This window comes from Pedobacter antarcticus (genome assembly GCF_900112985.1).
In the GTDB taxonomy this organism is placed as follows: Bacteria; Bacteroidota; Bacteroidia; order Sphingobacteriales; family Sphingobacteriaceae; genus Pedobacter; species Pedobacter antarcticus.
The window spans coordinates 71,848-94,047 of sequence record NZ_FONS01000012.1 but is presented as its reverse complement, the minus strand read 5'-3'; the positions used below and the strand labels follow the sequence as shown (position 1 = coordinate 94,047).

26 protein-coding genes are annotated in these 22,200 nt (G+C 41.4%); 12 read left to right on the top strand and 14 right to left on the bottom strand.

The window, feature by feature from the left end:
* The 6 genes from hisB to BM192_RS18190 are packed head-to-tail and all read left to right on the top strand — an operon-like array spanning position 1 to position 4,728.
* Positions 1-1,134, top strand: a complete 1,134-nt coding sequence (gene hisB, locus BM192_RS18215; protein ID WP_037442127.1) for a bifunctional histidinol-phosphatase/imidazoleglycerol-phosphate dehydratase HisB — start codon at positions 1-3, stop codon at positions 1,132-1,134.
* Between the two features lies 1 nt (position 1,135).
* Positions 1,136-1,729, top strand: a complete 594-nt coding sequence (gene hisH, locus BM192_RS18210; protein ID WP_037442129.1) for an imidazole glycerol phosphate synthase subunit HisH — start codon at positions 1,136-1,138, stop codon at positions 1,727-1,729.
* A 1-nt stretch (position 1,730) separates the two neighbouring features.
* Positions 1,731-2,480, top strand: a complete 750-nt coding sequence (gene hisA, locus BM192_RS18205) for a 1-(5-phosphoribosyl)-5-[(5-phosphoribosylamino)methylideneamino]imidazole-4-carboxamide isomerase (RefSeq protein WP_037442131.1) — start codon at positions 1,731-1,733, stop codon at positions 2,478-2,480.
* A gap of 3 nt (positions 2,481-2,483) precedes the next feature.
* The gene (hisF, locus tag BM192_RS18200; protein ID WP_074964067.1) at positions 2,484-3,245 is read left to right on the top strand and encodes an imidazole glycerol phosphate synthase subunit HisF; all 762 of its coding nucleotides are present in this window, start codon (positions 2,484-2,486) and stop codon (positions 3,243-3,245) included.
* The gene (hisIE, locus tag BM192_RS18195; protein ID WP_037442132.1) at positions 3,236-3,826 is read left to right on the top strand and encodes a bifunctional phosphoribosyl-AMP cyclohydrolase/phosphoribosyl-ATP diphosphatase HisIE; all 591 of its coding nucleotides are present in this window, start codon (positions 3,236-3,238) and stop codon (positions 3,824-3,826) included. The genes hisF and hisIE overlap by 10 nt, the downstream gene beginning before the upstream one ends.
* Positions 3,827-3,828: 2 nt before the next feature.
* Positions 3,829-4,728, top strand: coding sequence for a WD40 repeat domain-containing protein (locus tag BM192_RS18190; RefSeq protein ID WP_037442134.1), 900 nt, complete (start codon positions 3,829-3,831; stop codon positions 4,726-4,728).
* On the opposite strand, the gene BM192_RS18185 is transcribed toward BM192_RS18190, so the two are convergent.
* Positions 4,725-5,507 (bottom strand): C40 family peptidase, encoded by a 783-nt coding sequence (locus BM192_RS18185; RefSeq protein ID WP_037442136.1) that lies wholly within the window; start codon positions 5,505-5,507, stop codon positions 4,725-4,727. The genes BM192_RS18190 and BM192_RS18185 overlap by 4 nt on opposite strands.
* Positions 5,508-5,635: 128 nt before the next feature.
* Here BM192_RS18185 and BM192_RS18180 point away from each other — a divergent pair, with 128 nt between their 5' ends.
* The gene (locus BM192_RS18180) at positions 5,636-6,085 is read left to right on the top strand and encodes a universal stress protein (protein WP_037442138.1); all 450 of its coding nucleotides are present in this window, start codon (positions 5,636-5,638) and stop codon (positions 6,083-6,085) included.
* Positions 6,086-6,156: 71 nt separating this feature from the next.
* On the opposite strand, the gene dnaJ is transcribed toward BM192_RS18180, so the two are convergent.
* The 5 genes from dnaJ to BM192_RS18155 form a co-directional block, all read right to left on the bottom strand.
* A complete protein-coding gene (dnaJ, locus tag BM192_RS18175) occupies positions 6,157-7,326 on the bottom strand; it encodes a molecular chaperone DnaJ (RefSeq protein ID WP_037442140.1) in 1,170 nt (389 codons plus the stop codon).
* A gap of 2 nt (positions 7,327-7,328) precedes the next feature.
* The gene (locus BM192_RS18170; protein ID WP_037442142.1) at positions 7,329-7,916 is read right to left on the bottom strand and encodes a nucleotide exchange factor GrpE; all 588 of its coding nucleotides are present in this window, start codon (positions 7,914-7,916) and stop codon (positions 7,329-7,331) included.
* 127 nt (positions 7,917-8,043) lie between these two features.
* Complete coding sequence (locus BM192_RS18165; protein ID WP_037442144.1) at positions 8,044-8,727, bottom strand: cell division ATP-binding protein FtsE; 684 nt, start codon at positions 8,725-8,727, stop codon at positions 8,044-8,046.
* A 3-nt stretch (positions 8,728-8,730) separates the two neighbouring features.
* On the bottom strand, positions 8,731-8,934 hold the full coding sequence (locus tag BM192_RS18160) for a hypothetical protein (protein ID WP_037442146.1): 204 nt from the start codon (positions 8,932-8,934) through the stop codon (positions 8,731-8,733).
* Positions 8,935-8,996: 62 nt separating this feature from the next.
* On the bottom strand, positions 8,997-10,025 hold the full coding sequence (locus tag BM192_RS18155; protein ID WP_037442148.1) for an acyl-CoA reductase: 1,029 nt from the start codon (positions 10,023-10,025) through the stop codon (positions 8,997-8,999).
* A 75-nt stretch (positions 10,026-10,100) separates the two neighbouring features.
* Here BM192_RS18155 and BM192_RS18150 point away from each other — a divergent pair, with 75 nt between their 5' ends.
* From BM192_RS18150 to BM192_RS18130, 5 genes are all read left to right on the top strand, one after another.
* Positions 10,101-10,451, top strand: coding sequence for a 4Fe-4S dicluster domain-containing protein (locus BM192_RS18150; RefSeq protein ID WP_037442150.1), 351 nt, complete (start codon positions 10,101-10,103; stop codon positions 10,449-10,451).
* Between the two features lie 105 nt (positions 10,452-10,556).
* Positions 10,557-11,645 (top strand): AI-2E family transporter, encoded by a 1,089-nt coding sequence (locus BM192_RS18145; protein ID WP_037442152.1) that lies wholly within the window; start codon positions 10,557-10,559, stop codon positions 11,643-11,645.
* A gap of 101 nt (positions 11,646-11,746) precedes the next feature.
* Positions 11,747-12,655 carry an ABC transporter ATP-binding protein gene (locus tag BM192_RS18140; protein ID WP_037442154.1) on the top strand — a complete coding sequence of 303 codons (909 nt, stop codon included), beginning with the start codon at positions 11,747-11,749 and terminating at the stop codon, positions 12,653-12,655.
* A gap of 4 nt (positions 12,656-12,659) precedes the next feature.
* Positions 12,660-14,039, top strand: a complete 1,380-nt coding sequence (locus BM192_RS18135) for an ABC transporter permease (RefSeq protein WP_037442198.1) — start codon at positions 12,660-12,662, stop codon at positions 14,037-14,039.
* Between the two features lie 31 nt (positions 14,040-14,070).
* Positions 14,071-14,982: a Ppx/GppA phosphatase family protein gene (locus BM192_RS18130; protein WP_037442156.1), complete on the top strand. Its 912-nt coding sequence runs from the start codon at positions 14,071-14,073 to the stop codon at positions 14,980-14,982.
* A gap of 19 nt (positions 14,983-15,001) precedes the next feature.
* On the opposite strand, the gene BM192_RS18125 is transcribed toward BM192_RS18130, so the two are convergent.
* From BM192_RS18125 to BM192_RS18090, 8 genes are all read right to left on the bottom strand, one after another.
* On the bottom strand, positions 15,002-15,577 hold the full coding sequence (locus BM192_RS18125) for a Maf family protein (protein WP_037442158.1): 576 nt from the start codon (positions 15,575-15,577) through the stop codon (positions 15,002-15,004).
* Positions 15,578-15,606: 29 nt separating this feature from the next.
* Entirely contained in the window at positions 15,607-16,134 is a 528-nt protein-coding gene (locus BM192_RS18120; protein WP_037442160.1) for a KdsC family phosphatase, read from the bottom strand.
* Entirely contained in the window at positions 16,135-16,377 is a 243-nt protein-coding gene (gene iscX, locus BM192_RS18115) for a Fe-S cluster assembly protein IscX (protein ID WP_037442162.1), read from the bottom strand. It abuts the gene before it with no gap.
* A 35-nt stretch (positions 16,378-16,412) separates the two neighbouring features.
* On the bottom strand, positions 16,413-16,745 hold the full coding sequence (locus BM192_RS18110; RefSeq protein WP_037442164.1) for a 2Fe-2S iron-sulfur cluster-binding protein: 333 nt from the start codon (positions 16,743-16,745) through the stop codon (positions 16,413-16,415).
* A 38-nt stretch (positions 16,746-16,783) separates the two neighbouring features.
* Positions 16,784-17,548, bottom strand: a complete 765-nt coding sequence (locus tag BM192_RS18105; protein WP_037442166.1) for a Rossmann-like and DUF2520 domain-containing protein — start codon at positions 17,546-17,548, stop codon at positions 16,784-16,786.
* An 80-nt stretch (positions 17,549-17,628) separates the two neighbouring features.
* Positions 17,629-20,100 carry a heme lyase CcmF/NrfE family subunit gene (locus BM192_RS18100; RefSeq protein WP_037442168.1) on the bottom strand — a complete coding sequence of 824 codons (2,472 nt, stop codon included), beginning with the start codon at positions 20,098-20,100 and terminating at the stop codon, positions 17,629-17,631.
* Between the two features lie 5 nt (positions 20,101-20,105).
* Positions 20,106-20,516 carry a cytochrome c maturation protein CcmE domain-containing protein gene (locus tag BM192_RS18095; RefSeq protein ID WP_037442171.1) on the bottom strand — a complete coding sequence of 137 codons (411 nt, stop codon included), beginning with the start codon at positions 20,514-20,516 and terminating at the stop codon, positions 20,106-20,108.
* A gap of 193 nt (positions 20,517-20,709) precedes the next feature.
* Positions 20,710-22,131, bottom strand: coding sequence for a Glu/Leu/Phe/Val family dehydrogenase (locus BM192_RS18090; protein WP_037442173.1), 1,422 nt, complete (start codon positions 22,129-22,131; stop codon positions 20,710-20,712).
* Between the last annotated feature and the right edge of the window lie 69 nt (positions 22,132-22,200).

Sequence of the window (22,200 nt, the reverse complement as noted above, 5' to 3'; positions counted from 1 at the left end):
ATGAAGAAGGTACTATTTATAGATCGTGACGGCACATTGATTACAGAACCTGCCGATGAGCAGATTGACTCTTTTGCCAAACTGCAGTTTTACCCGAAGGCACTTTACTACCTTTCCAAAATAGCTTCAGAACTTGATTTTGAATTAGTTATGGTAACTAATCAGGATGGATTAGGAACCGATTCTCATCCTGAAGCCAATTTCTGGCCGGTACATCAATTGATCCTGGATACTTTCGCAGGTGAAGGTGTAAACTTTTCAGAAGTTATCATCGACCGTACTTTTGCTCATGAAAATGCCCATACACGCAAACCGAATACAGGATTGCTTCAGCATTACCTGACCAGCAAGTACGATATGGAAGGATCTTTTGTAATCGGCGACAGGATAAATGATGTAGTTCTGGCTAAGAATCTTGGTGCAAAAGCAATCTGGCTAAGAAACAATGACCTGCTTGGCGCAACCGAACAGCTTGGAAAAGCAGAAGAGTTGAAGCCTTATATCGGATTGGAAACCAATAAATGGGAGGATATTTATACTTTTCTCCGAGCCGGCAGCCGGCAGTTTAGTCTGAAAAGAAAAACGAACGAAACAGATATTGATATTAACCTGGATCTGGACGGCACTGGTAAAGCGTCAGTACAAACCGGCCTCCATTTCTTTGACCACATGCTAGATCAGATTGCACGCCACGGCAGTATAGATCTGAATATTCAGGCAAAAGGCGATCTGCACATTGATGAGCACCATACTGTTGAGGATACCGGCATCGCTTTAGGTGAAGCATTTGCAGGTGCCATCGGTAATAAACTTGGACTGGAAAGATATGGATTCTGCCTGCCTATGGATGACTGCCTTGCGCAGGTCGCTATAGATTTTGGCGGCAGAAGCTGGATTGTCTGGGATGCAGAGTTTAAAAGAGAAAAAGTAGGCGATGTCCCTACAGAAATGTTTTTTCATTTTTTCAAGTCTTTTAGCGATGCTGCCAAATGCAATTTGAATATCAAAGCCGAAGGCGATAATGAACATCACAAGATCGAAGCTATCTTCAAAGCATTTGCCAAGGCTATTAAAATGGCTGTCAAAAGAGATTCAGAGAAATTAGTTTTACCGAGTACAAAAGGCATGTTGTAAAATGATTGGAATAGTAAATTATGGCGCAGGGAATATATTTTCCCTCACCTCTGCACTGGACAGACTGAAACTGAATTACGGAATGATCAATACCGAATCGGATTTTGACCAATATTCTCATATCATTATTCCAGGCGTGGGCCATGCAGGCGCTGCAATGGAAAAGTTGCAGCAGTCCGGCCTCGCAGATGTTATTCCATTAATTACCAAACCCGTACTAGGCATTTGCGTCGGCATGCAATTACTCACTGCACATTCCCAGGAAGGAGATGCTGTTCTGACAAACATTATCCCTGTTAGAACGTTACTTTTTGATAAAAAACTGGGCATTAAAATTCCGCATATGGGTTGGAATAATATAGAAATTAAAGACAATCCACTTTTTGCAGGCATTGAAGACAAGACGCAGTTTTATTTTGTTCATTCTTACTTTATTGAATATAACCCTATTTTTGGAATAGCAACTGCAGACTACGGTTTAAAATATGCCGCTGCTATACAAAGAGATAACTTTTTCGGAGTACAATTTCACCCCGAAAAATCCGGACAGGCCGGCGAACGTTTATTATTGAATTTTTCAAACTTAAAATCATAAAATGTACATTATTCCCGCTATTGATATTTTAGATGGTAAAGTAGTCAGACTAAGAGAGGGTGACTATAACCAGAAGACTGTTTATGAAGTTTCCATCGCTGAAATGATTGAAACTTACAGATCTAATGGTACTGAATTTATTCATATCATCGATCTTAATGGTGCAAAAGGCGATTTCAGTAATCAAGCAGCACTATTTGATATCATCAAAAAAACAGATATGCGTGTTCAATATGGTGGTGGTATCCGTACAATTGAACAAGTTACTAACCTGCTGGATGCTGGTATTCACCGCGTCATAGTCGGCACACAAGCTATTACCAACCCCAGCTTTTTGGAAGAACTTAGCAAAGAAGTAGGTAAAAAATATGATTACGCTAACCGTATCGTCATCGCGATAGATGTACTGGATGAAGTCATCAAGTACTCCGGCTGGATGGAAAGCTCCCCTATTAAGCTTATGGATTACGTTGATAAATGCCTTCAGTTAGGGTTCTTCCGTTTCCTGTGTACAGATATTAATAAAGACGGAAAATTAGGTGGTGCGGCATTAGATCTTTATCAGAAACTACTGGAACATTCACCATTCATCAAACTGATAGCCTCAGGAGGTGTAAGTTCTATGCAGGATATCGAGGAACTGGCTAAATTAGACATTAGATCTGTAGTTGTTGGTAAAGCTATTTATGAGAACCGAATTACCATCGAAGAGATTAAGGAATGGAATTTAAAAGCTATGACTTCTTTATAGATCATGCTGAGCAAACGTATCATTCCCTGCCTGGACGTTAAGGACGGAAGAACAGTTAAAGGGGTAAACTTTGTTGACTTGAAGGATGCCGGAGATCCGGTAGAGCTCGCCTGGCAATATGCACAGCAAGGTGCCGACGAACTGGTGTTTTTAGATATTACAGCGACACATGAACGCCGCAAAACCATGATTGAAATGGTCAAATCGGTAGCAAGACAGCTTAATATCCCCTTTACAATCGGTGGAGGAATCACTTCGATAGCTGATGCCGATGCCCTGCTCAGCGCAGGTGCAGACAAGATCAGCATCAATTCTGCAGCAGTTAAAAATCCTACACTGATCGAAGATCTGGCAAAAGTATTCGGTGTACAGTTTGTCGTTGTAGCAGTAGATACCAAACTAGTGGAGCAACGAAATATGGTTCACCTGAATGGCGGCAGACTATTAACTGAGCTGGAGACCCTGCAATGGATTAAACAGGCTGAGAGTCTGGGTGCCGGGGAGATCCTTCTTACTTCCATGGACCATGACGGCACCAAACAAGGCTTTGACTGCAAATTGCTGGATCAGGTTTGTAAACTCATCAACATCCCTGTTATCGCCTCTGGTGGTGCAGGAAAAACAGAACATTTCACAGAAGTTTTCAGTACTACAGGTGTTGACGCAGCACTCGCAGCTTCAGTCTTTCATTTTGGAGAGATCACTATTCCTGACCTGAAAACAGAATTAAACAAACACCATATACCCGTAAGGTTATGCAAATAGATTTTGAAAAGACCGGTGGCCTGGTACCCGTAATCATACAGGATGTACAGACACTGGAAGTACTCATGCTGGGCTATATGAACCAGGAAGCCTGGACTAAAACAGAGCAGGAGGGAAAAGTAACCTTTTATTCACGCTCTAAACAGAGATTATGGACCAAAGGAGAAGAAAGCGGTAATTTCCTTTATGTGAAAGAAAGCCATATTGACTGCGATAAAGATACGATCCTGATCAAAGCGAGTCCGGTTGGCCCAACCTGTCACACAGGAAGCAGAAGCTGTTTTCAGACCAACTATAACCAGAATTTTATATTCGAATTGGAACAAATTATAGCTGATCGCTACGCAAATCCAGCAGAGGAATCTTACGTGAATAAACTCCGGAAGAAAGGTCTGAATAAAATTGCACAGAAAGTCGGGGAAGAAGGCGTAGAAACAGTCATTGCCGCATTGGCAGAAACAGATACAGACTTTATCAATGAAAGCTCTGACTTAGTTTTCCACTTGCTCGTACTGTTACGCGAAAAGGGAAAAACACTTGCAGATATCGGACTGAACCTGGAAGGAAGACATAAAAAATAGTTATGCTGCAGCACCTCAGATCTCTTAGTGGGCATCAAAACCCCATCTATGCACTTTCTAATTCAAACAGGAATGAGATATTTCTCACTGGCGGGAACGACAAAGGCATAGTAGAATGGTCGTTGGAGAAGCTTAATTTTGAAAAAGTACTTATTCCTGTAAAGAGCTCTGTTTACTGCATGAGTTCCGATGGAAGTTTGCTTCTTTACGGTCAGCGCAGCGGGGAAGTCCAGCTTTATGATTTGCAGAAAAATGAAATCATAATCAGCATTCAGGCACATGAAAAACCAGTATTTGACATTATACCTGTTCCTGAGAAAAATGAATTTCTGACAGCCTCAGAAGATGGAACTGTTAAAGTCTGGTCCCTGACCGATTTTACGCTCCTTTACAGCATCCAGGTGTCGGCGCAGACGGTTAGATCCATCGCTGTCAGTCCAGACCGCAGACACCTTGCATTTGGCTGTAAAGACCATGCCATCCGTATCTATGACCTGCATGATTACAGCCTGCTTCATATTCTGCAAAAGCATGACAGGCCTGTCACCTCAGTTCAGTATTCACCTGATGGAAAATACCTTGTTTCAGGCGGCAGAGATGCACAATTACATTTCTGGTCCCGGGCAGATTATGAGCTGAAGCACAGTATTCCAGCACACCTCTATAGCATTTACGCCATTGCCTTTCATCCTACACTCCCCTATTTTGCAACAGCAAGTCAGGATAAGAGTATTAAATTGTGGGGTAGTGATGACCTTAAACTTTACAAAATTCTTAGTATCGAAAAAGGAACGCATGGACACACTCATTCTATTAACAAGCTGATCTGGAGCACAGATGGCAGGTACCTGCTATCAACCGGAGACGATAGGCTGGTTATAGTTTGGGAATGGATACCTTAAAAAAAACGCTTAATGATCCTGAGTTTGTGACTATAACGTCCAAGCTCAGGGTTATAAATCCCCTGATCATCGATCGGGTCTATCCTGATTTTTCCCGAAGCATGCAGAATTCTGTTGGCATCAAGCATAATTCCCACATGAATTATCCTGCCTTCTGCATTATCAAAAAAAGCAAGGTCACCCATTTTCACTTCCGGTAGAAAATCTACTATGACTCCCTGCTCCCCCTGCTGTATTGCGTCTCTTTTTATCCTGATATTGAGCATTTTAAAAACCGCCTGAGTGATACCCGAACAATCTATACCAAATAGCGTCTTCCCGCCCCACAGATACGGTGCATTCAGAAAGAAAAAAGAAAGTCGCTCAAGGTCTCTCAATGGATCGGAAAGCGCGACATCATGAGGTACAAATTCCACTTGATAAACATCATCTCCCAGATAACATTTCCCGTCCTTATAAGCCGGAAGCTGAGCCGAAGCCGGTAAATAAAATACAGAGCCGTCAGCAGCAGTTAACCTATTAACCACCGCTACCGGCGCAAGAAATCTGTGAACACTGCAAGCACGATAATCCGATGCTGAGATAACTTTGAGTTGTTTGAAATCCATCCAGCCCACATATTCATCATAGGCATTTCTTATTTTCCACCAGGGCTCAGCCTGCTCAAGCACCTCAACCTCATCGCCAAATAATAATTGTGTTTTTATCTCTGATTTATCTGAAGCGTCGGCTCTTAAAGGTGCCACAGCAACACGGCATACTGCAAATTTCTGTTCCATAACCGGTATATATAAAGCTAAATTAATAAATAGCCTGAGGTTCTGTTTAAAATTATGAAATACCGAATAAACATTGGAGGCTTCAGTTTGTTGTTCCTATAATCGTCGTCATCCTAAATTATCTGAAAATGAATCTCAAAAAAATATTAGTAGCTGTAGATAACAGCACATGTTCCGAAAAAGCAGCCAAAACAGGTTATGAATTGGCCAGGACCTTTGGAGCCGAGATTGCCCTGGTTAATGTTATTGAACCGATGCCTGCCACAATGAATCAGGATCTGACACTTGCACCGGTATTCCTTGAATCCTACGATAACAGTGAAGAAAACAGCCAGGCCTTATTGCGTGAAATTGAAAATACATATGGGGAGGGAATTAAGACTACCTATCTTAGCGTAGTGGATAGCGCAGCACACGGAATTATTGCGCAGTCAGATGAATGGGGTTCAGACCTCATTGTAATCGGTACTTACGGCCGAAAAGGTCTGTATCATTTTTTGATGGGAAGCGTTGCAGAGCATGTTACCAGGAATTCTGCCTGCCCGGTATTGATTATTCCGAACAAAGCAGAGGTATAAGGTAAAATCTATTTATAACAAAAAAGGTTGTCTCTTTCGGGACAACCTTTTTTTATGATACTGTATAACGCTTACTCAAAGTATTCTTTCATTTTCTCAAAGAAACTCTTATCGTTTTTACCCGGCTGAGGTTTAAAGTTAGGCGAGTCGCGGAGTTTCTCCAGCAGGCTACGCTCTTCACCACTCAGGATCTTAGGTGTCCAGATATTTACATGGATAATCTGATCGCCTCGATGGTATGAATTCACCTCAGGGATACCTTTGGCCTTCAGACGAAGCAGTTTACCACTTTGTGTACCCGGTTCGATCTTGATCTTAGCTTTACCGTCGATTGTTGGTACCTCTGCGCTGTAACCCAGGGCTGCATCAACAATACTTAAGTGTAAATCGTATACTATATTATTACCTTCACGTTTAAGAAATTCATGCGGAATTTCTTCGATAAGAATGATCAGGTCTCCCGGAATACCGCCATTAGGAGCAGCATTACCTTTTCCGCTCATGCTCAACTGCATACCATCACTCACACCAGCAGGAATATTGATGCTGATGGTTTCCTCACCGCGTACAGTACCTTCGCCATGGCAGGAAGTACATTTAGCGGTAATTTGTGAACCGGAACCATTACAGGTCGGACAAGTAGAAGTTGTCTGCATCTGTCCGAGGATTGTGTTTGTCACACGACGTACAGATCCGCTACCTCCACAAGTACTGCAGGTACTAACAGACGATTTATCTTTAGCACCTGTTCCGTCACAAGGTTTGCAGGTTACCTGCTTGTTGACCTTAATCTTTTTCTCAGCACCATTCGCAATTTCTTCAAGAGTTAATTTTACCTTGATACGCAGGTTAGATCCCTTCGCGACGCGACGACCACCTCCACGAGATTGCTGACCACCAAAGAAACTATCAAAAGGGCTTCCACCGCCACCACCGAAGATATCACCGAACTGGCTGAAAATATCTTCCATGTTCATACCGCCACCACCGTAGCCGCCGCCACCGCCAGCTGCTCCGCCTACTCCTGCATGACCGTAATGATCATAACGTTGCTTCTTTTCGGCGTTGCTCAGGACTTCATAAGCCTCAGCGGCTTCTTTAAATTTATCCTCTGCGGTATGGTCATCCGGGTTTTTGTCGGGATGATACTTAATGGCCAGCTTTCTATAAGCTTTTTTGATCTCTTCCGGAGAAGAGCTCTTTGATACGCCAAGAATATCGTAATAATCTCTCTTACTCATAATTAACTACCTACAACCACTTTTGCAAAGCGTATAACTTTGTCATTTAAAGTGTATCCTTTTTCTAATTCATCAATCACTTTCCCTTTCAACTCTTCAGTAGGAGCAGGAACATTTGTAATTCCTTCATGAAGATCAGTGTTAAATACTGTATTCAAACTCTCCATTTCTTTAAGGCCTTTCTGTGCAAGTGTATTTTTTAGTTTGGTATGAACCAACTGAACACCTTCACGGATAGAAGCGATATCTGTTGCATTTTCAGCGGCTTTATTAGCACGGTCAAAATCATCCAGAATAGGTAACAGCGTTAAAATAACATCCTTACCTGCAGTCTGCAGTAATTCAACACGTTCTTTCTGTGTACGTCTTTTATAATTATCAAATTCGGCAAACAGGCGCAGATATTTATCATTCAAGGCTGCATTATCCAGTTTTAACTGCTCCTCAGCAGAAATTTCCACTACAGGTTCTGCTGATGCATCTTCTTTAACTTCCTGATTTTCATTAGTAATCTCCTTGTTCAACTGCTCTTCTGCAGTATTTTCCGTTGCAGGATTTTGGGTATCGTTCGTTTTCTTCTTGCTAAACATGGTATAGTAGAATTTTAGGTCATAAATGCAAATTGTTTGCCAATAGCATATATCAGCCATGCTGTCAGTTTTGTGTGAACAAGACTGTACAGAATGGCTGAAAATTAATTATTTTGTCAGAAAAGGTTTAGTTTATCGTCGCATCTTCGTGTACGATACCAGCTTCACATTTAATAATACGCGAAGGTAGTGTACGAATGATGTGGTAATCATGAGTTGCCATTAGTACTGCGGTACCACTTTGGCTGATCTGCTTGAGCAGCATTACTATCTCTTCAGAAGTTTCCGGATCCAGATTTCCTGTAGGTTCATCTGCAAGAATAATATCTGGATTATTTAAAAGCGAGCGTGCAATAACCACCCTCTGCTGTTCACCACCAGATAGCTCATGTGGCATTTTTCTGATTTTAGAACGCAGCCCCACTTTTTCGAGTACATCTTTAATTCTTTCTTCAATCAGCTTTTTGTCTTTCCAGCCAGTGGCTTTCAACACAAAATCCAGATTCTTTTCGATTGTCCTATCGGTGAGTAATTGAAAATCCTGGAAAACTATCCCTAATTTTCTGCGCAGAAATGGAACATCCCTTTCTGCAAGTTTTTTCAGGTCAAAACCAGCGATCTGGCCCTCTCCATTGCCGATATGCAATTCTCCGTATATGATTTTCAGCAAGCTGCTTTTACCCGATCCTGTCTGACCGATCAAAAAGACAAATTCACCTTTATCCACAGTTAGGTTTACATCTGAGAGCACCAGGTGTTTTTGCTGAAATACATCAACGTTTCTTAAATTGATAACTGCGTTTCCTGTCATATCTTAAATATCTAATTTGGCAATCTGACCAAAGGGCAGATTTTTTACTACATCCATTATATCGGGCAATTTATCGCCAAGCCCTAATTTATCAAGGGACTTGTCCGGCCGGTCTACCCTGAAATAAGCCAGCAGAGTGAACTTATCATCTCTGAGCTGAACGTAATCCGGTATTTTGGCAATGCCTTTTACTTTGATTATATACATTTCTTCAAAAATAGTGTTTCAAAATGAGAAATTAAGAAACCTTGTGATACAAATAAAAGCTATCAGACCGTCTGCAGTCCATTTAGAAAGGCAATCGTATCCACATGATCTGCATAATCCCATAAAGCCGGATGCTGCCCCTGCCCTAGTGTTAACGTACCTTTACTGAATTTTAGTTCAGTTTGTGTTAATACACATTGAATTTGTTCTTCTTTTTGCTCCAGCTGCTGAGACAGTGCATCCAGATCAGTATAGGTTTCGGTAAACAGTACAGCGAGTGGAGAAGTCAGCCCCTCATCTTGTTTAACCAGCAGGAAGCCGTTATCAAAATGAGTTACAGAGTTAACCAGGTAGATAGACTTGTTATAATCGTAGTTATTATTGTATTTAAAGTGATTGATCACCGGAGAAAAAGACTCCAGTGGCTCAAAAAAGTTCTTGATTTCATAACCTTCCGGTAGATAGACCTTAGAAACATTACGACATCCCAGACCAAAATAGTCGAAAATATCGTGCCCTAAAGCTGCTATTTCAGCAACACTTTCCCGGCCGTCCAGAACGGCAACACTATTCCGGTTTTTACGAATTATGTTTGGAACCTTACCGAAATAATATTCAAAGTAACGCGAAGTATTATTACTGCCGGTGGCGATTATGGCATCAAAACCAGTAAGTCTTTCTACATATTCGATCTGATCCTGAAGCAACGGTTCGAAAGAAACCAGTTTTTTTAGTAAAGCAGGCAGTAGCTGACTATCTGAAGAAGACAGCTTAATCAGCGCAATATTACCCGTTGCCAGTACCGATAGCACATCGTGAAAACCAACCATTGGAATATTACCGGCCAGAATTAAACCCACTTTTTTGGGACTGCTGGTAACGGAAATATTTTCAAACCATTTTTCCAGTGCCGGCAACTGAAGCATTTCTTGTAAAGAAGCCAGTGACCGGGTCACTTCTTCCACTGTAAACCAGGCATTATGATTGGGAGCAGAACGGATGACGGAATTAAAATCCTCGTCAGGAGATAGCAGGAAATTACTTAGTTTATGAAATGCAATAATTAGCTTCTCGGAGTTCAGCGTAGACATGTTTACAAAATTTTAAAGTATAAATGTTATATTTGCAGTGCAAAGGTAACTTTAGCAATAGATTTATACGAAGACATGGCTATTAAAATAACAGACGAATGTATTAATTGCGGAGCATGTGAGCCTGAATGCCCAAATAATGCAATTTATGATGCAGGCACAGCCTGGAGATTTTCCGATGGTACCAATTTAAACGGTATTATTGATTTTGGTGATCAGGAAGTAGATGCAGGAGCGGCTCAGGAGCCTGTGTCAGATGAAGTATATTATATAGTTTCGGATAAGTGTACAGAATGTAAAGGTTTTCATGATGAACCACAGTGTGCTGCGGTTTGCCCTGTTGACTGCTGTGTAGATGATGAAGACATCCGTGAAACAGAAGAAGAACTCTTAAAGAAAAAAGCCTGGTTACACCAGGAAGGATAATTATCACATAACTATTTAAAAAGAGGCTATCTGCACGGATAGCCTCTTTTTTTATGCACTATATCCACCAAACTTTCTTTACCGGATTTTGTTGAATAGCAGGATATGGAAAAACTTCAACGCAGCGTTTATATTCTATTAATCTTGTTTCTTTTCTTCGCAGGCATCTACTTCGCCGCAGATTTCCTTATTCCACTAGCCTTAGCGGCAGTATTCTCCATGTTATTTATTCGTTTAAGCAAATGGCTTGAAAACCACGGTTTTAGTAAAGGCATGAGTGCCCTTTGCTGTGTCGTTCTGTTCCTTGCGGCCATTGCACTAGTTTTTACACTCCTGTCATGGCAGTTAAGCGGTTTGACGGAGAATCTGGATAGCATGAAACACAGAGTCACCGATATGTTTGCCAGTCTGCGGCAATGGCTAAATAAACAAGTAGGAATCAGTTTAAGTAAGCAATCAGAACTTGTCAAACAGCAAGGGGAACAAAGCGGCGGTGCGGGAAGCATGCTGGCAGGATTTGCCTCGGGAGTAATGAACATGGCGGTTAACACCATTCTTGTTGTCGTCTACATGTTTCTGTTTTTGCTGTACAGGAATCATATTAAAAAATTCATTCTCAAACTCATTGCACCAGAAAACCGGGAAGAAGCTTCAAAAGTTGTTCATCAAACCGGAAAAGTAGCTCAGCATTATCTGAGTGGATTAGCTGCAATGATTGGTCTTTTATGGATTATGTATGGAATTGGCTTTAGCCTGGCTGGAGTGGAAAGCGCAATATTCTTTGCTGTTTTATGCGGCATACTCGAGATCATCCCGTTTATTGGCAACCTAACAGGCACTTCCATTACGGTCCTTGCGGTGATTGCACAGGGGGGAGATTCAAAGATGATTATTACCGTTTTAGTCACTTATGCATTGGTTCAGTTTATTCAGACTTATATCTTGGAACCCCTGGTCGTGGGCGAACAAGTTAATATTAATCCACTGTTTACCATCATGGTTATTGTACTCGGTGAACTAGTATGGGGAATCCCGGGGATGGTACTGGCTATTCCTTTACTGGGTATGGTTAAAATTATCTGCGATCATGTACCAGCTTTACAACCCTATGGTTTTCTGATCGGAACCGACAATCAATCTTCTTCCAAGTCTGGTTTTACCGATAAAATCAAACAAATTTTCAAAAAGGCTTAATCCAGGGCCAGGCATATTAGACAGGACCGGCTGACCAGTTAGTAAATAATCTGTAACGATTTCAGAAAACTGCGTCTAATTCTGTAACTAAAACTCAACATATGCTAAGTGTCCACAATATTGTAAAACAGTATGCCTCACACCGTGCACTGAATGACGTCAGCCTGGAAGTAGCCCAGGGACAGATTTTCGGACTGCTAGGGCCGAATGGAGCAGGAAAGACTTCCCTGATCCGGATTATCACGCAAATTACAGCACCAGATAGTGGTGAAGTCATTTTCAACGGGCAGCGCCTTAACTCCGATCATATCGCACAGATCGGTTATCTGCCCGAGGAGAGAGGCTTGTATAAAAAAATGGAAATTGGTGAGCAAGTGCTTTATCTGGCAAAGTTAAAAGGACTAAGTACAGCTGAGGCTACCAAGCGTGTCAAATATTGGTTCGAAAAACTAGAAATGGGCAGCTGGTGGAATAAGAAAGTCGAAGACCTGAGTAAAGGCATGCAGCAGAAAGTGCAGTTTGTAGCAACGGTGCTGCATCAGCCTGAGCTAATTATCCTGGATGAGCCTTTTTCGGGGTTTGATCCGGTAAATGCAGACGTCATTAAAAATGAGATTCTGGAACTTAACCGGCAGGGAGCGACATTTATATTTTCAACACACAGAATGGAATCCGTAGAAGAACTGTGTGATAGCATCGCGCTTATTCATCAGTCAAAAAAAATACTGGATGGAAAAGTTGCTGATATTAAAGAAGAATACCGAAACAACACTTACTGGCTTGAATACGATGGCTCACTCTCTTCAGAAGGACATGAGACACTATATCAGGTAATCAAAAAAGAAGAAATCAGAAATAAGATCAGGATGAAAATCCAGTTACAACCAAACGTGACTGCCAATCAATTGCTCTATTATCTTCTTCCTTTAGTTAATATCCACCGCCTGGATGAAGTTATTGCCACGATGAATGACATCTTTATTGAAAAAGTTAAACCCTCTCAAAATTAAACTCATGAACAAGATTCTACTCATTATACAACGAGAATACCTTTCCAGGGTAAAGAAAAAATCATTTATCCTGATGACTTTGCTGACGCCCGTTATTATCGCGGCCTTTTACGGCATTATGATTTATTTTTCCCTTCAGGGAGCAACCTCTACATTCCATAAAGTGGCGGTTGTCAATAATAATTCCGCACTGACCGAAAAACTAAAATCCGGTAAAAACATCTCCTACACCTATTTTTCTACCAGCCTGCAGGACGTGAAAAAGAACTATCTAAAAGAAGGATTTGACTATATTCTATATTTGCCAGAATTTACGCTGGATGCACCAAAGGGCATACAACTCATGGGAGATAAACAAGCCAGCCTCGCACTCAATAGCAAAGTAGCCAATGATTTAGAAGAAACACTGCGTACGCAACAACTTAAAGCAAGTGGAATTGCACAGCAGGATTTAGACAGGCTATCTACCAGTGTTGATATTGATACTATGAAGATAGGCCAAAATGGTAAAGAAGAAGACTCCAGTGCCGGTGCAACCACTATTATCGGATCGGCAGCAGGCATACTTATGTTCATGTTTATTCTCTTGTACGGCATCCAGGTGATGCGCGGTGTTATCGAAGAAAAGACCAGCCGGATTATAGAAGTTATGATCTCTTCGGTTAAACCTTTCCAGCTGATGATGGGTAAAATAATTGGAATAGCTTTAGTCGGCTTAACACAGTTTATTCTTTGGATTATCCTGACAACCGCAATATCTACTGTCGCTGTCCAGTTTTTCACAGGTAAAGATAAAGCGGCTCAAACTATGCAATCTGCCAGCACATTAGATAACAAAGACACAGAAAAAGCAGGTCAGGCAATTACAGATAGTCAGCAGACAAAAAAGGCTAAAATTCAAGATAAACTGAGCGAAAGCGGACCAGTAGCTTATGTTCAGAAAAGCCTGGCCCACCTGGATTTAACCAAAATTATCCTGGTATTCATCTTTTTCTTCCTTGGCGGATACCTTTTTTACAGTGCTTTATATGCGGCTATCGGCTCAGCGGTAGATAGCGAAACTGAAACCCAGCAATTTGTAATGCCGGTTATGATGCCCTTATTTGTAGGCTACGCTTTGTCTTTAAGCGTAATATCAAATGACCCTTATGGTCCTATCGCATTTTGGCTGTCGATGATTCCATTTACTTCTCCAATAGCGATGATGGTGAGACTTCCGTATGGGGTACCAGACTGGCAGCTCGGGTTATCAATGGTTCTGCTTATTATTGGTTTTGTAGGAACGGTTTGGTTCGCCTCAAAAATATACCGCGTCGGCATCCTGATGTACGGTAAAAAAACCAGTCTGAAAGAAATGATCAAATGGTTTACTTATAAAAATTAACGCCACAAACTCAGAATTAATATCTTCGGGGATGAAAGCAGCAGTAATTGACCTGGGAACAAACACCTTCCACCTGGTAATTTCCACCATCCATGCAGGAAAGGTAGATGTGCTCTATAAAACTAATATTCCCGTCCAGCTTGGCCAGGGAAAGATCAATGAAGGAGAGATTATCCCCGAAGCTTTTGAAAGAGGCATTAATGCATTAAAGACTTTCAGAACTGAAATTGACAAGCATGGCGTTGACTTAATCAAGGCGACTGCGACAGCTGCAGTACGCAGTGCGTCGAATGGAAATGAATTTGTCAGGGAAGCCGCTGAAAAAGCGGGAATAACCATCACTGTAATTAGCGGTGAGCAGGAAGCCGGCTATATTTTCAAAGGCGTACAGGCGACAGGACTGATCCGGCAGAAATCGCTGATCATGGATATCGGCGGTGGCAGTACAGAATTTATTCTCTGCAGTCCCGAAGGTCAGTTCTGGAAAAAAAGCTACCCTGTCGGTGCTGCCCGATTACTACAAGCATACTGGCATTCCGACCCGGTATCAGCTGCCGATCAACAGGCTATTGCCAATTTATTTGAAAAGGAACTGCATGAACTGGTCGAAAAATGCAATGTCTACCAACCGCAATGCCTCATTGGTTCTGCGGGCGCTTTTGAGACATATGCTGCAATGCTGCTTCCCGGAACAGACCTTAAAAATATAGCAGCCGCAAATCTCGATTACAAAGATTTTTCAGACCTATTAACTAAACTGATTTTGTCAGATCATGCAACCAGAGAAGCTATTCCTGAATTGATCCCTCTAAGGGTCGACATGATCGTTATGGCATCTTTACTTTGCCGTTATATCCTTAAAAATACTGCTGTAAAGCAAATCGCTTTATCTACCTATGATTTAAAAATGGGAATACTGTATGAGCTTGCCGCCGAAGAATGATAAAACATAAAGTTATTTCCTAAGCTAAAAACTCCGAGAGTTCCTTATAAAGTTTTTCCGTGGGCAGTCCCATCACGTTCGGATAAGAGCCGATAATCTGTACAATGGCTATACTACCCAGCCAGTCCTGAATACCATAAGAACCTGCCTTATCAAAAGGACGGTATACGGCAATATAATGTACGATCTCTTCTGGGGTCAACTCGCGGAAAGTGACTTCAGTAAGATCATAAAAAGTTTTGATCCGGTCCTGATAAGCAAGGCTCACACCAGTATAGACCTGATGTGATTTACCCGATAGTTTTTCGAGCACTGCTTTCGCATCTGCTGCATCTTTGGGTTTTCCCAGAATCTCGCCTTCAAAAGCCACAATAGTATCTGCGGTAATCACCACGTGCGTTTGTGCTTCAGTTTGAAATGCTTCCGCTTTTTTCGCAGAGATATAACTGGCAATTTCTGCCGGGCTAAGACCGTCAGGATAACTTTCGTCAACATCTTTAAGCAAGACTTCAACCTCCAGGCCCATGAGTTTAATTAACTCCTGCCTGCGCGGAGATTTAGAAGCGAGTATAAGTGGTATAGAAGGTTTAAACATCGTTAGTTAATATTAAGAAAAAGCAATATTTATTTGCTGGCATCAGCAGCAGAAGGATTGGCATCAAACCATTTACCCTGAAGCTTCAAAACTTTCTCCAGGATATCTCTCACGGCAGTTTTACCACCTTTGAATGGAGAAACATAAGCAGAAATTGCTTTTATATCTTCACAAGCATCGGCCGGACAAGTTGCGATACCTGCCAGTTGCATAACCTGTAAATCAGGAATATCATCCCCCATGTACAGCGTTTCTTCTTTACATAGTTTATTTTCAGTCAGATAGTTATTAAAAACCTCAACTTTATCCCCTACCCCTAAATAGATATCAGGGATCCCGAGTGCTTCAAAACGTTGCTGCATCGCCTGTCCACGGCCACCCGATATCAGACAGACACGATAACCTTTTTTCACAGCCAGCTGCAAAGCATACCCGTCTTTAATATGAAAGGTACGCAGCAATTCACCTGACGTACTGGTCATTACCTCACCATTTGTCAGTACACCATCTATATCAAAGATGAAAGTGGTTATTTTACCCAGATCCTGCAATAACATCTAATCCTGGTTATCGCGCCATTCATAAACCCAGGCAGATTGGATTTGCTCCAGATGACCTTCGGTGCTCTGCTCCCTGGTACCTTTAAAATTAGGCAGTTCAAGAACCCATTCTACCAATTCTGTGAAACGGATGCGGTAGATTTTAGCTTCATTAAACTCATCACCGAATTTTTCATATAATTCCTGAGCAATATCTTCATGATCCTGCCAGTGAATAGGTAAAGCAAATTTGTCCTGCATGTTTGTTTGATTTGTACTTAATAAAATAAATATAATTAGTGACCAAGGAACTCACTTTGGTCAGGGATAGTAACTTCAATATCTCCGTTGATGACCACACACTGGCAACCCAATCGGGATGTAATTCTCGGACGCACTGCCCTGTCTATAAAATCCTCCTCTTTGTCTGAAATATCCTGAACATTGTCCATTCCTTTATTTACATAAACATGGCAGGTACTGCAACCGCAAACGGCCCCGCAGTTGTGCTGAAGCTCGATTCCGTTATCCAGACAAACATCAAGAACAGATTCGCCCGCCGCTATCGGAAGGATTACCTGCTGTTTCCCCTGTTCTTCAAAATTGACTTTTAATTGATAAATATTCATAATTGTTTTCAAAAATAAGCAGCAAAATCCGCAATACCTTAGGGATGTGCCTTTTTAATGCTATTACTTAAAATTTCGTAGATCTGACTCCATTCAGCGGAGCCCTCAAGCAATTGTTTATGAGCCTTTAAAGTCTGCTCATCATGCCGGACGGCTGGACCGGTCTGCACCTCGGAAGGTTTTGAAGACTGCACTTTGAGTGCGGTTTCCTGAATTAAAGGACGAAGCATATCGAAATTAAGACCATTCGCTTCCAAAAGCTGCTGCCCAATTGCGTAAAGATGATTAGTAAAATTACACGCGAAAACTGCCGAAAGGTGCAATATTTTTCTCTGGGCTGAATCTACCGGGTAAACATTCGGACTGATCAGGCTCGCTAAAGCAGTTACCAGTTCCAGGTTGTGAGGACTGTTTGCTTCAACACAAAAAGGAACTTTAGTAATCTCCACGGCCTTTGATGCAGAGAAAGTCTGCAACGGATAGAGAACCCCACATCCGCTCCCACTTCCTTGCAGGATGCTTAGCGGTGTTGTGCCAGAAGTATGGATCACTATACCCCTTACCTCTTTTAATTCGGCGGCTACGCTGGCAATAGCATCATCTTTTACGGCGATCAAATAACAATCCGCATTTCGATCTATCTCTGACCAGTTGCTTGTTGCTCGAGAACCCGTCAGGGCAGCTAAGATCCCGGCACGTTTAACATCGCGGCTCCAGACCTGCAGGATATCCGCGCCCATAGCTTTAAAAGCAAGAGAGAGATGTGTAGCAACATTTCCCGAACCAATACAAACAAGTTTCATGCGCTGTAATATTTTATAAAATATTCAATAAAATGAGAAGCCCGTGCACCAGGGGTACACGGGCTTCTGATTTTATTAGCTTAATTTTTTACGTTTTCTTTTTGCCTTCTGACAATGGAAATAAGGAAGCCGACCACCATCACAATTAAACCAACCCAATAAAGGTTAATATAAGGAAATTCAATTGCTTTGAATACAACCCAGTCTTTAGACTGCTGTGGTTTTTCAAAGACCTGCAGTTCCACTTTTTTCTGATCAGGCAGAATTTTTGTAAATCTTAATCTCAGGCCCAGTTCAGGAATATTTCTTGCGAAGTCGAATGTATTGTTACCTTTTACAAGGAAGATTGGCTCCGTCTTATAAATTTTACCATTCAGGTCAATCTCCAATGGTAATCCTACAGCAAGATCTCCTTCTGCCAGGGCAAGACTCTTGGCCACTGGTTTAAAGTTCAGATCCTTAATATGAATAATTCCACTGCTGGTGTGCAGGGTATCACCCGTACTTACATTGACTATTCTTGGTTTTTTATAATTTTCTTCATCGCTCTGTGCATCACTTTCTGCATGTGAATCTTTTTTATCAGGAGCACTGGTGATATGCGTATACATATCGTAAGTCAGATAATGTTTGGTGTCAGGAGACGCAATCAAACCCATCTTCTCATTGATCTGAACCCTTGGATTCAAGTCAAAATTTTCTTTCACTGCACCAGATTTTTCATCAAGAACCTTAAAGTTCAAAGTATAAAATGTGTTCGGGGCAATGGTCGTATCATTCGTATAAGTTACTGTAAAACGGCCCATTTTCTTTGGCTCATTTTTGTACAGCACCATGTTCTCCCCTGGTTTTTCTACCTTTTCGAAATCCTTAACCGGAATAAAATTCGCAGCATTCAGAGATACAGGCTTGCTTGTCGCAGCTGCAACCAATGCACCTACCAGTAATAAAGCGAAACCTATATGCGCAACTGCAGCACCAACCAGTTTTCCTTTACCACTAAACCCTTGCACCAGGATTCTTGCATTGGACAAGATCGCAAACATACAGCTAAATGAAAGCAGGATGTACATTAAGTTTCCATAAACATCTGTGATATATACGAATGCACCAGTAACTACAATAGCGATCACTAAAGTAGCTATCAGACTGCTGTAAAACTTACGAGTGTCTGTCCTCTTGTATTTAAGGAATTGTGAGAAACCGGAGATCATAGTAATCAAAATCGCGAAAGGAGCCTGCCATTGATTATAGTATTTGATCGCATCGATCGGAGGTGCGAAATTTGTACCGAAAGCCTTGTTAAATACAGGAACCGAAGTAGAGAAGATTACCTGAATACAAGCAACGGTAACCACCAATGCACCAATAAACATCCAGAATTCTCTGGAATAAGTTTCTTCTTCCTTATTAGTAATAGGCAATTCTTTCCAGCGGCATATGATTAATACAACTGGTATAAATAGAAAAACAACATTGTAAAGGATCAGATGACCAAACATTCCCAGGTCTGTAAAAGAGTGAACCGAAGTTTCACCCAGAATACCACTTCTGGTTAGAAAAGATGCATACAGTACCAAAATAAAACTGACCAGAACCAGCGCAATAGATGTAAAGAACGCATGACCTGTATTTTTAAAAGCGATCATTACGTGAACTGCACCAATTAAAGTAAGCCATGGAATCAGTGAGGCATTCTCCACCGGGTCCCAAGCCCAGAATCCACCAAAATTTAAAGCTTCGTATGCCCAGAAAGACCCCATGATAATACCTGTACCCAATATCATTACAGCAAACAATGCCCAGGGCATAGCTGGTTTTACCCATTCTTTATATCTTTTTTGCCAAAGACCGGTAATCACATACGCAAAAGGCACGATCATACTTGCAAAGCCCAGGAAAAGAGTTGGCGGGTGAATAACCATCCAGTAATTCTGCAACAGTGGATTCAGACCACGGCCGTCAGTTATAAACTTAAGGTAGTTTTTAAAGTTTTCAGGATCTGCGAAGACAACCGGAGCCATTTCCTGCAAGTTCACTGCATCACGTAATAAAATAAAAGGAGAACTTCCTATCCGTTCACCAAAAATCTGTACGCCCAGCAACATCGAGGTTAAAAACACCTGTGAAAGACCAACTACAGTCATCACACCACTCTCCCATGATTTACAGGTTCTGATTAATACAATACCGAGTACGGCCTGCCAGAATGCCCAAAGCCAAAAACTACCTTCCTGGCCTTCCCAGAAAGCTGAAATAATATAGTATACAGGAAGCGCTTTGGAAGAATGGGAATAAACGTAATAATACTCGTTGTAATGGTTTAGAATCAGGTAAAACAGTGTAGCACCGATTCCAATGATACTCAGTACATTAATTCCATATGAGATTCTTCCCATACGGGTCCAGGAAGACTGATCGGCCTGGTCTTTACTGCGGGTAGCAAAAAAGTAAGAAATAGTAGATAAAAGTGCTGCAGCAAAAGCTAAAACAATAAAAAACTGCCCAACCTTGCCGGGAAGAAGGGTCTCTCCTGTAAATTGTATGTCCATTAAAATTATTTGTATTGTTTAACCTGTCCGTCCTGCTGTATCTCTACAAGGTCATTGTTATATTTAGAAGGGCATTTCATTAAAATCTTGGAGGCATGGAAGACATCTTTATTCATCTTACCAATCAGAACGAGTTTTTCAGAACGTTCAAAATCCTGCGGTTTGGTGCCGCTGTAAATAACTTTTTTAACTTCACCTTTTTCATCTCTCATATAGAAAGCAAAGTGATTGGCATCTTTCAGGGCATCGTAATAAGTTCCTTTTTCTTTTTCCCAATGGCCCATCACGTGAAATTCACGGGAATCTTTGGCTGCTTCCGTAAAGGTCGAATAATTGCTGGTGTCTGCGTTTAAGCTAACCAGGAAACCAACGCAGATAGCGATTGTAATCAAGCCAATAATTGCACTTTTTTTCATGTGAGTATAATTAGTTTTTCAACACACAAAGATAAAAAATATAAGCACCTAAAGACCTGGACTGTCCATCTAATCAGCCAGAAGGCCAAATATTGATAGTAGTCTGACAAATGAAGCGAACTGTATCAGTTTTGTTAAAAAAAAATCCGCCTGTGAGAACACAGGCGGATCAAGTTTATGCTAAATACCAGCTCTATGGCCAGATACCCAGATTCATATAAGATACAGCGATCTTATCGATTGAACCAACAAAAGCTGCAGTTCTTAGCGTCTGAATTCCAGGCTTGCTTAATAGTGTTTCTCTGATCTCATGGTAAGAATGGATCATTGTATCTTCCAGTCCTGAATTAACCAGTTCCAATTCAGACGCACCTTTAATGATCATTAAACGATGCTCAGAAGGAATGCTTTGTCCGGTTAGACTTTCCAGTGTATTGATTAGATTTGCATTTGAATTCTCTGCATAACGTTTTTCCATACGGCCAAAAGCGACGTGAGAAAGGTTTTTTAACCACTCAAAATAAGATACAGTTACACCACCGGCATTACAGTACATATCAGGAATGATAATACCACCCATTTGCGTAAAGATATCTTCTGCTTCAGGTGTACATGGACCATTTGCACCTTCTGCAATAATTTTAGCTTTGATATTTTTTATGTTTTCCACTGTAATCTGGTTCTCCAGAGCTGCAGGAACTAAAATATCACATGGTTGCTCCAGACCTTCCATTGAATTTTTAAATTCAGTGGCTCCCGGGAAACCCAGGATAGATCCTGTTAATTTGCGGTGTGCAAAAACTTCGTCTACATTCAGACCATTTGCATTATAGATTGCACCTTCGTATTCACAAAGACCGACAATCGTAGCACCAAATTCAGTAAGGAATTTCGCAGAGTGGTAACCTACATTACCCAAACCCTGAACGATAACTCTTTTATCACCAAGACCAGCAGTTAATCCAATTTTCTGCATGTCTTCTGTAACTCTTACACATTCGCGGATTGCGTAGGCAACTCCACGTCCAGTAGCTTCTTTACGTCCGCGGATACCGTGGAGTGCAATAGGTTTTCCGGTTACACAACCCAATGCGTCCAGCTGACCCGGATTCATAGTCATATAAGTATCGGCAATCCAACTCATCTCACGTTCTCCTGAACCATAATCAGGAGCAGGAACGTCGATACCGGGACCAATAAAATTTTTCTTGATTAATTCTGTAGTATAACGGCGGGTAATGTTTTCCAGTTCTCCGGTAGTGTAGTTTTTAGGAGTAATTTTAATCCCTCCTTTTGCACCACCAAACGGAACGTTTACAATTGCACATTTATAAGTCATTAAAGCGGCAAGTGCCATGACTTCATCTTCATTGACCATTTCACTGTAGCGGATCCCACCTTTGGTAGGACTCATGTGGTGAGAATGTTCTACGCGCCAGGCATCAATGACTTCAAATCCGTTCCCTCTTCTGATCGGGAACTGAAAGCGGTAAACACTGTTACATGCTTTGATCTGTGATAACAGACCTTCTGGGTGACCGGTAAATTGTGCTGCGTCGTCAAAATTTTTACAGACGTCTGTAAAAAAATTTGTGTCGTTTGCTGTATTAGCCATTATTGATTTTTTAAGAATTTGAATTATTGTTCTTATTCGTTAGCGCAAAATTGCACTAAAAAAAACGAT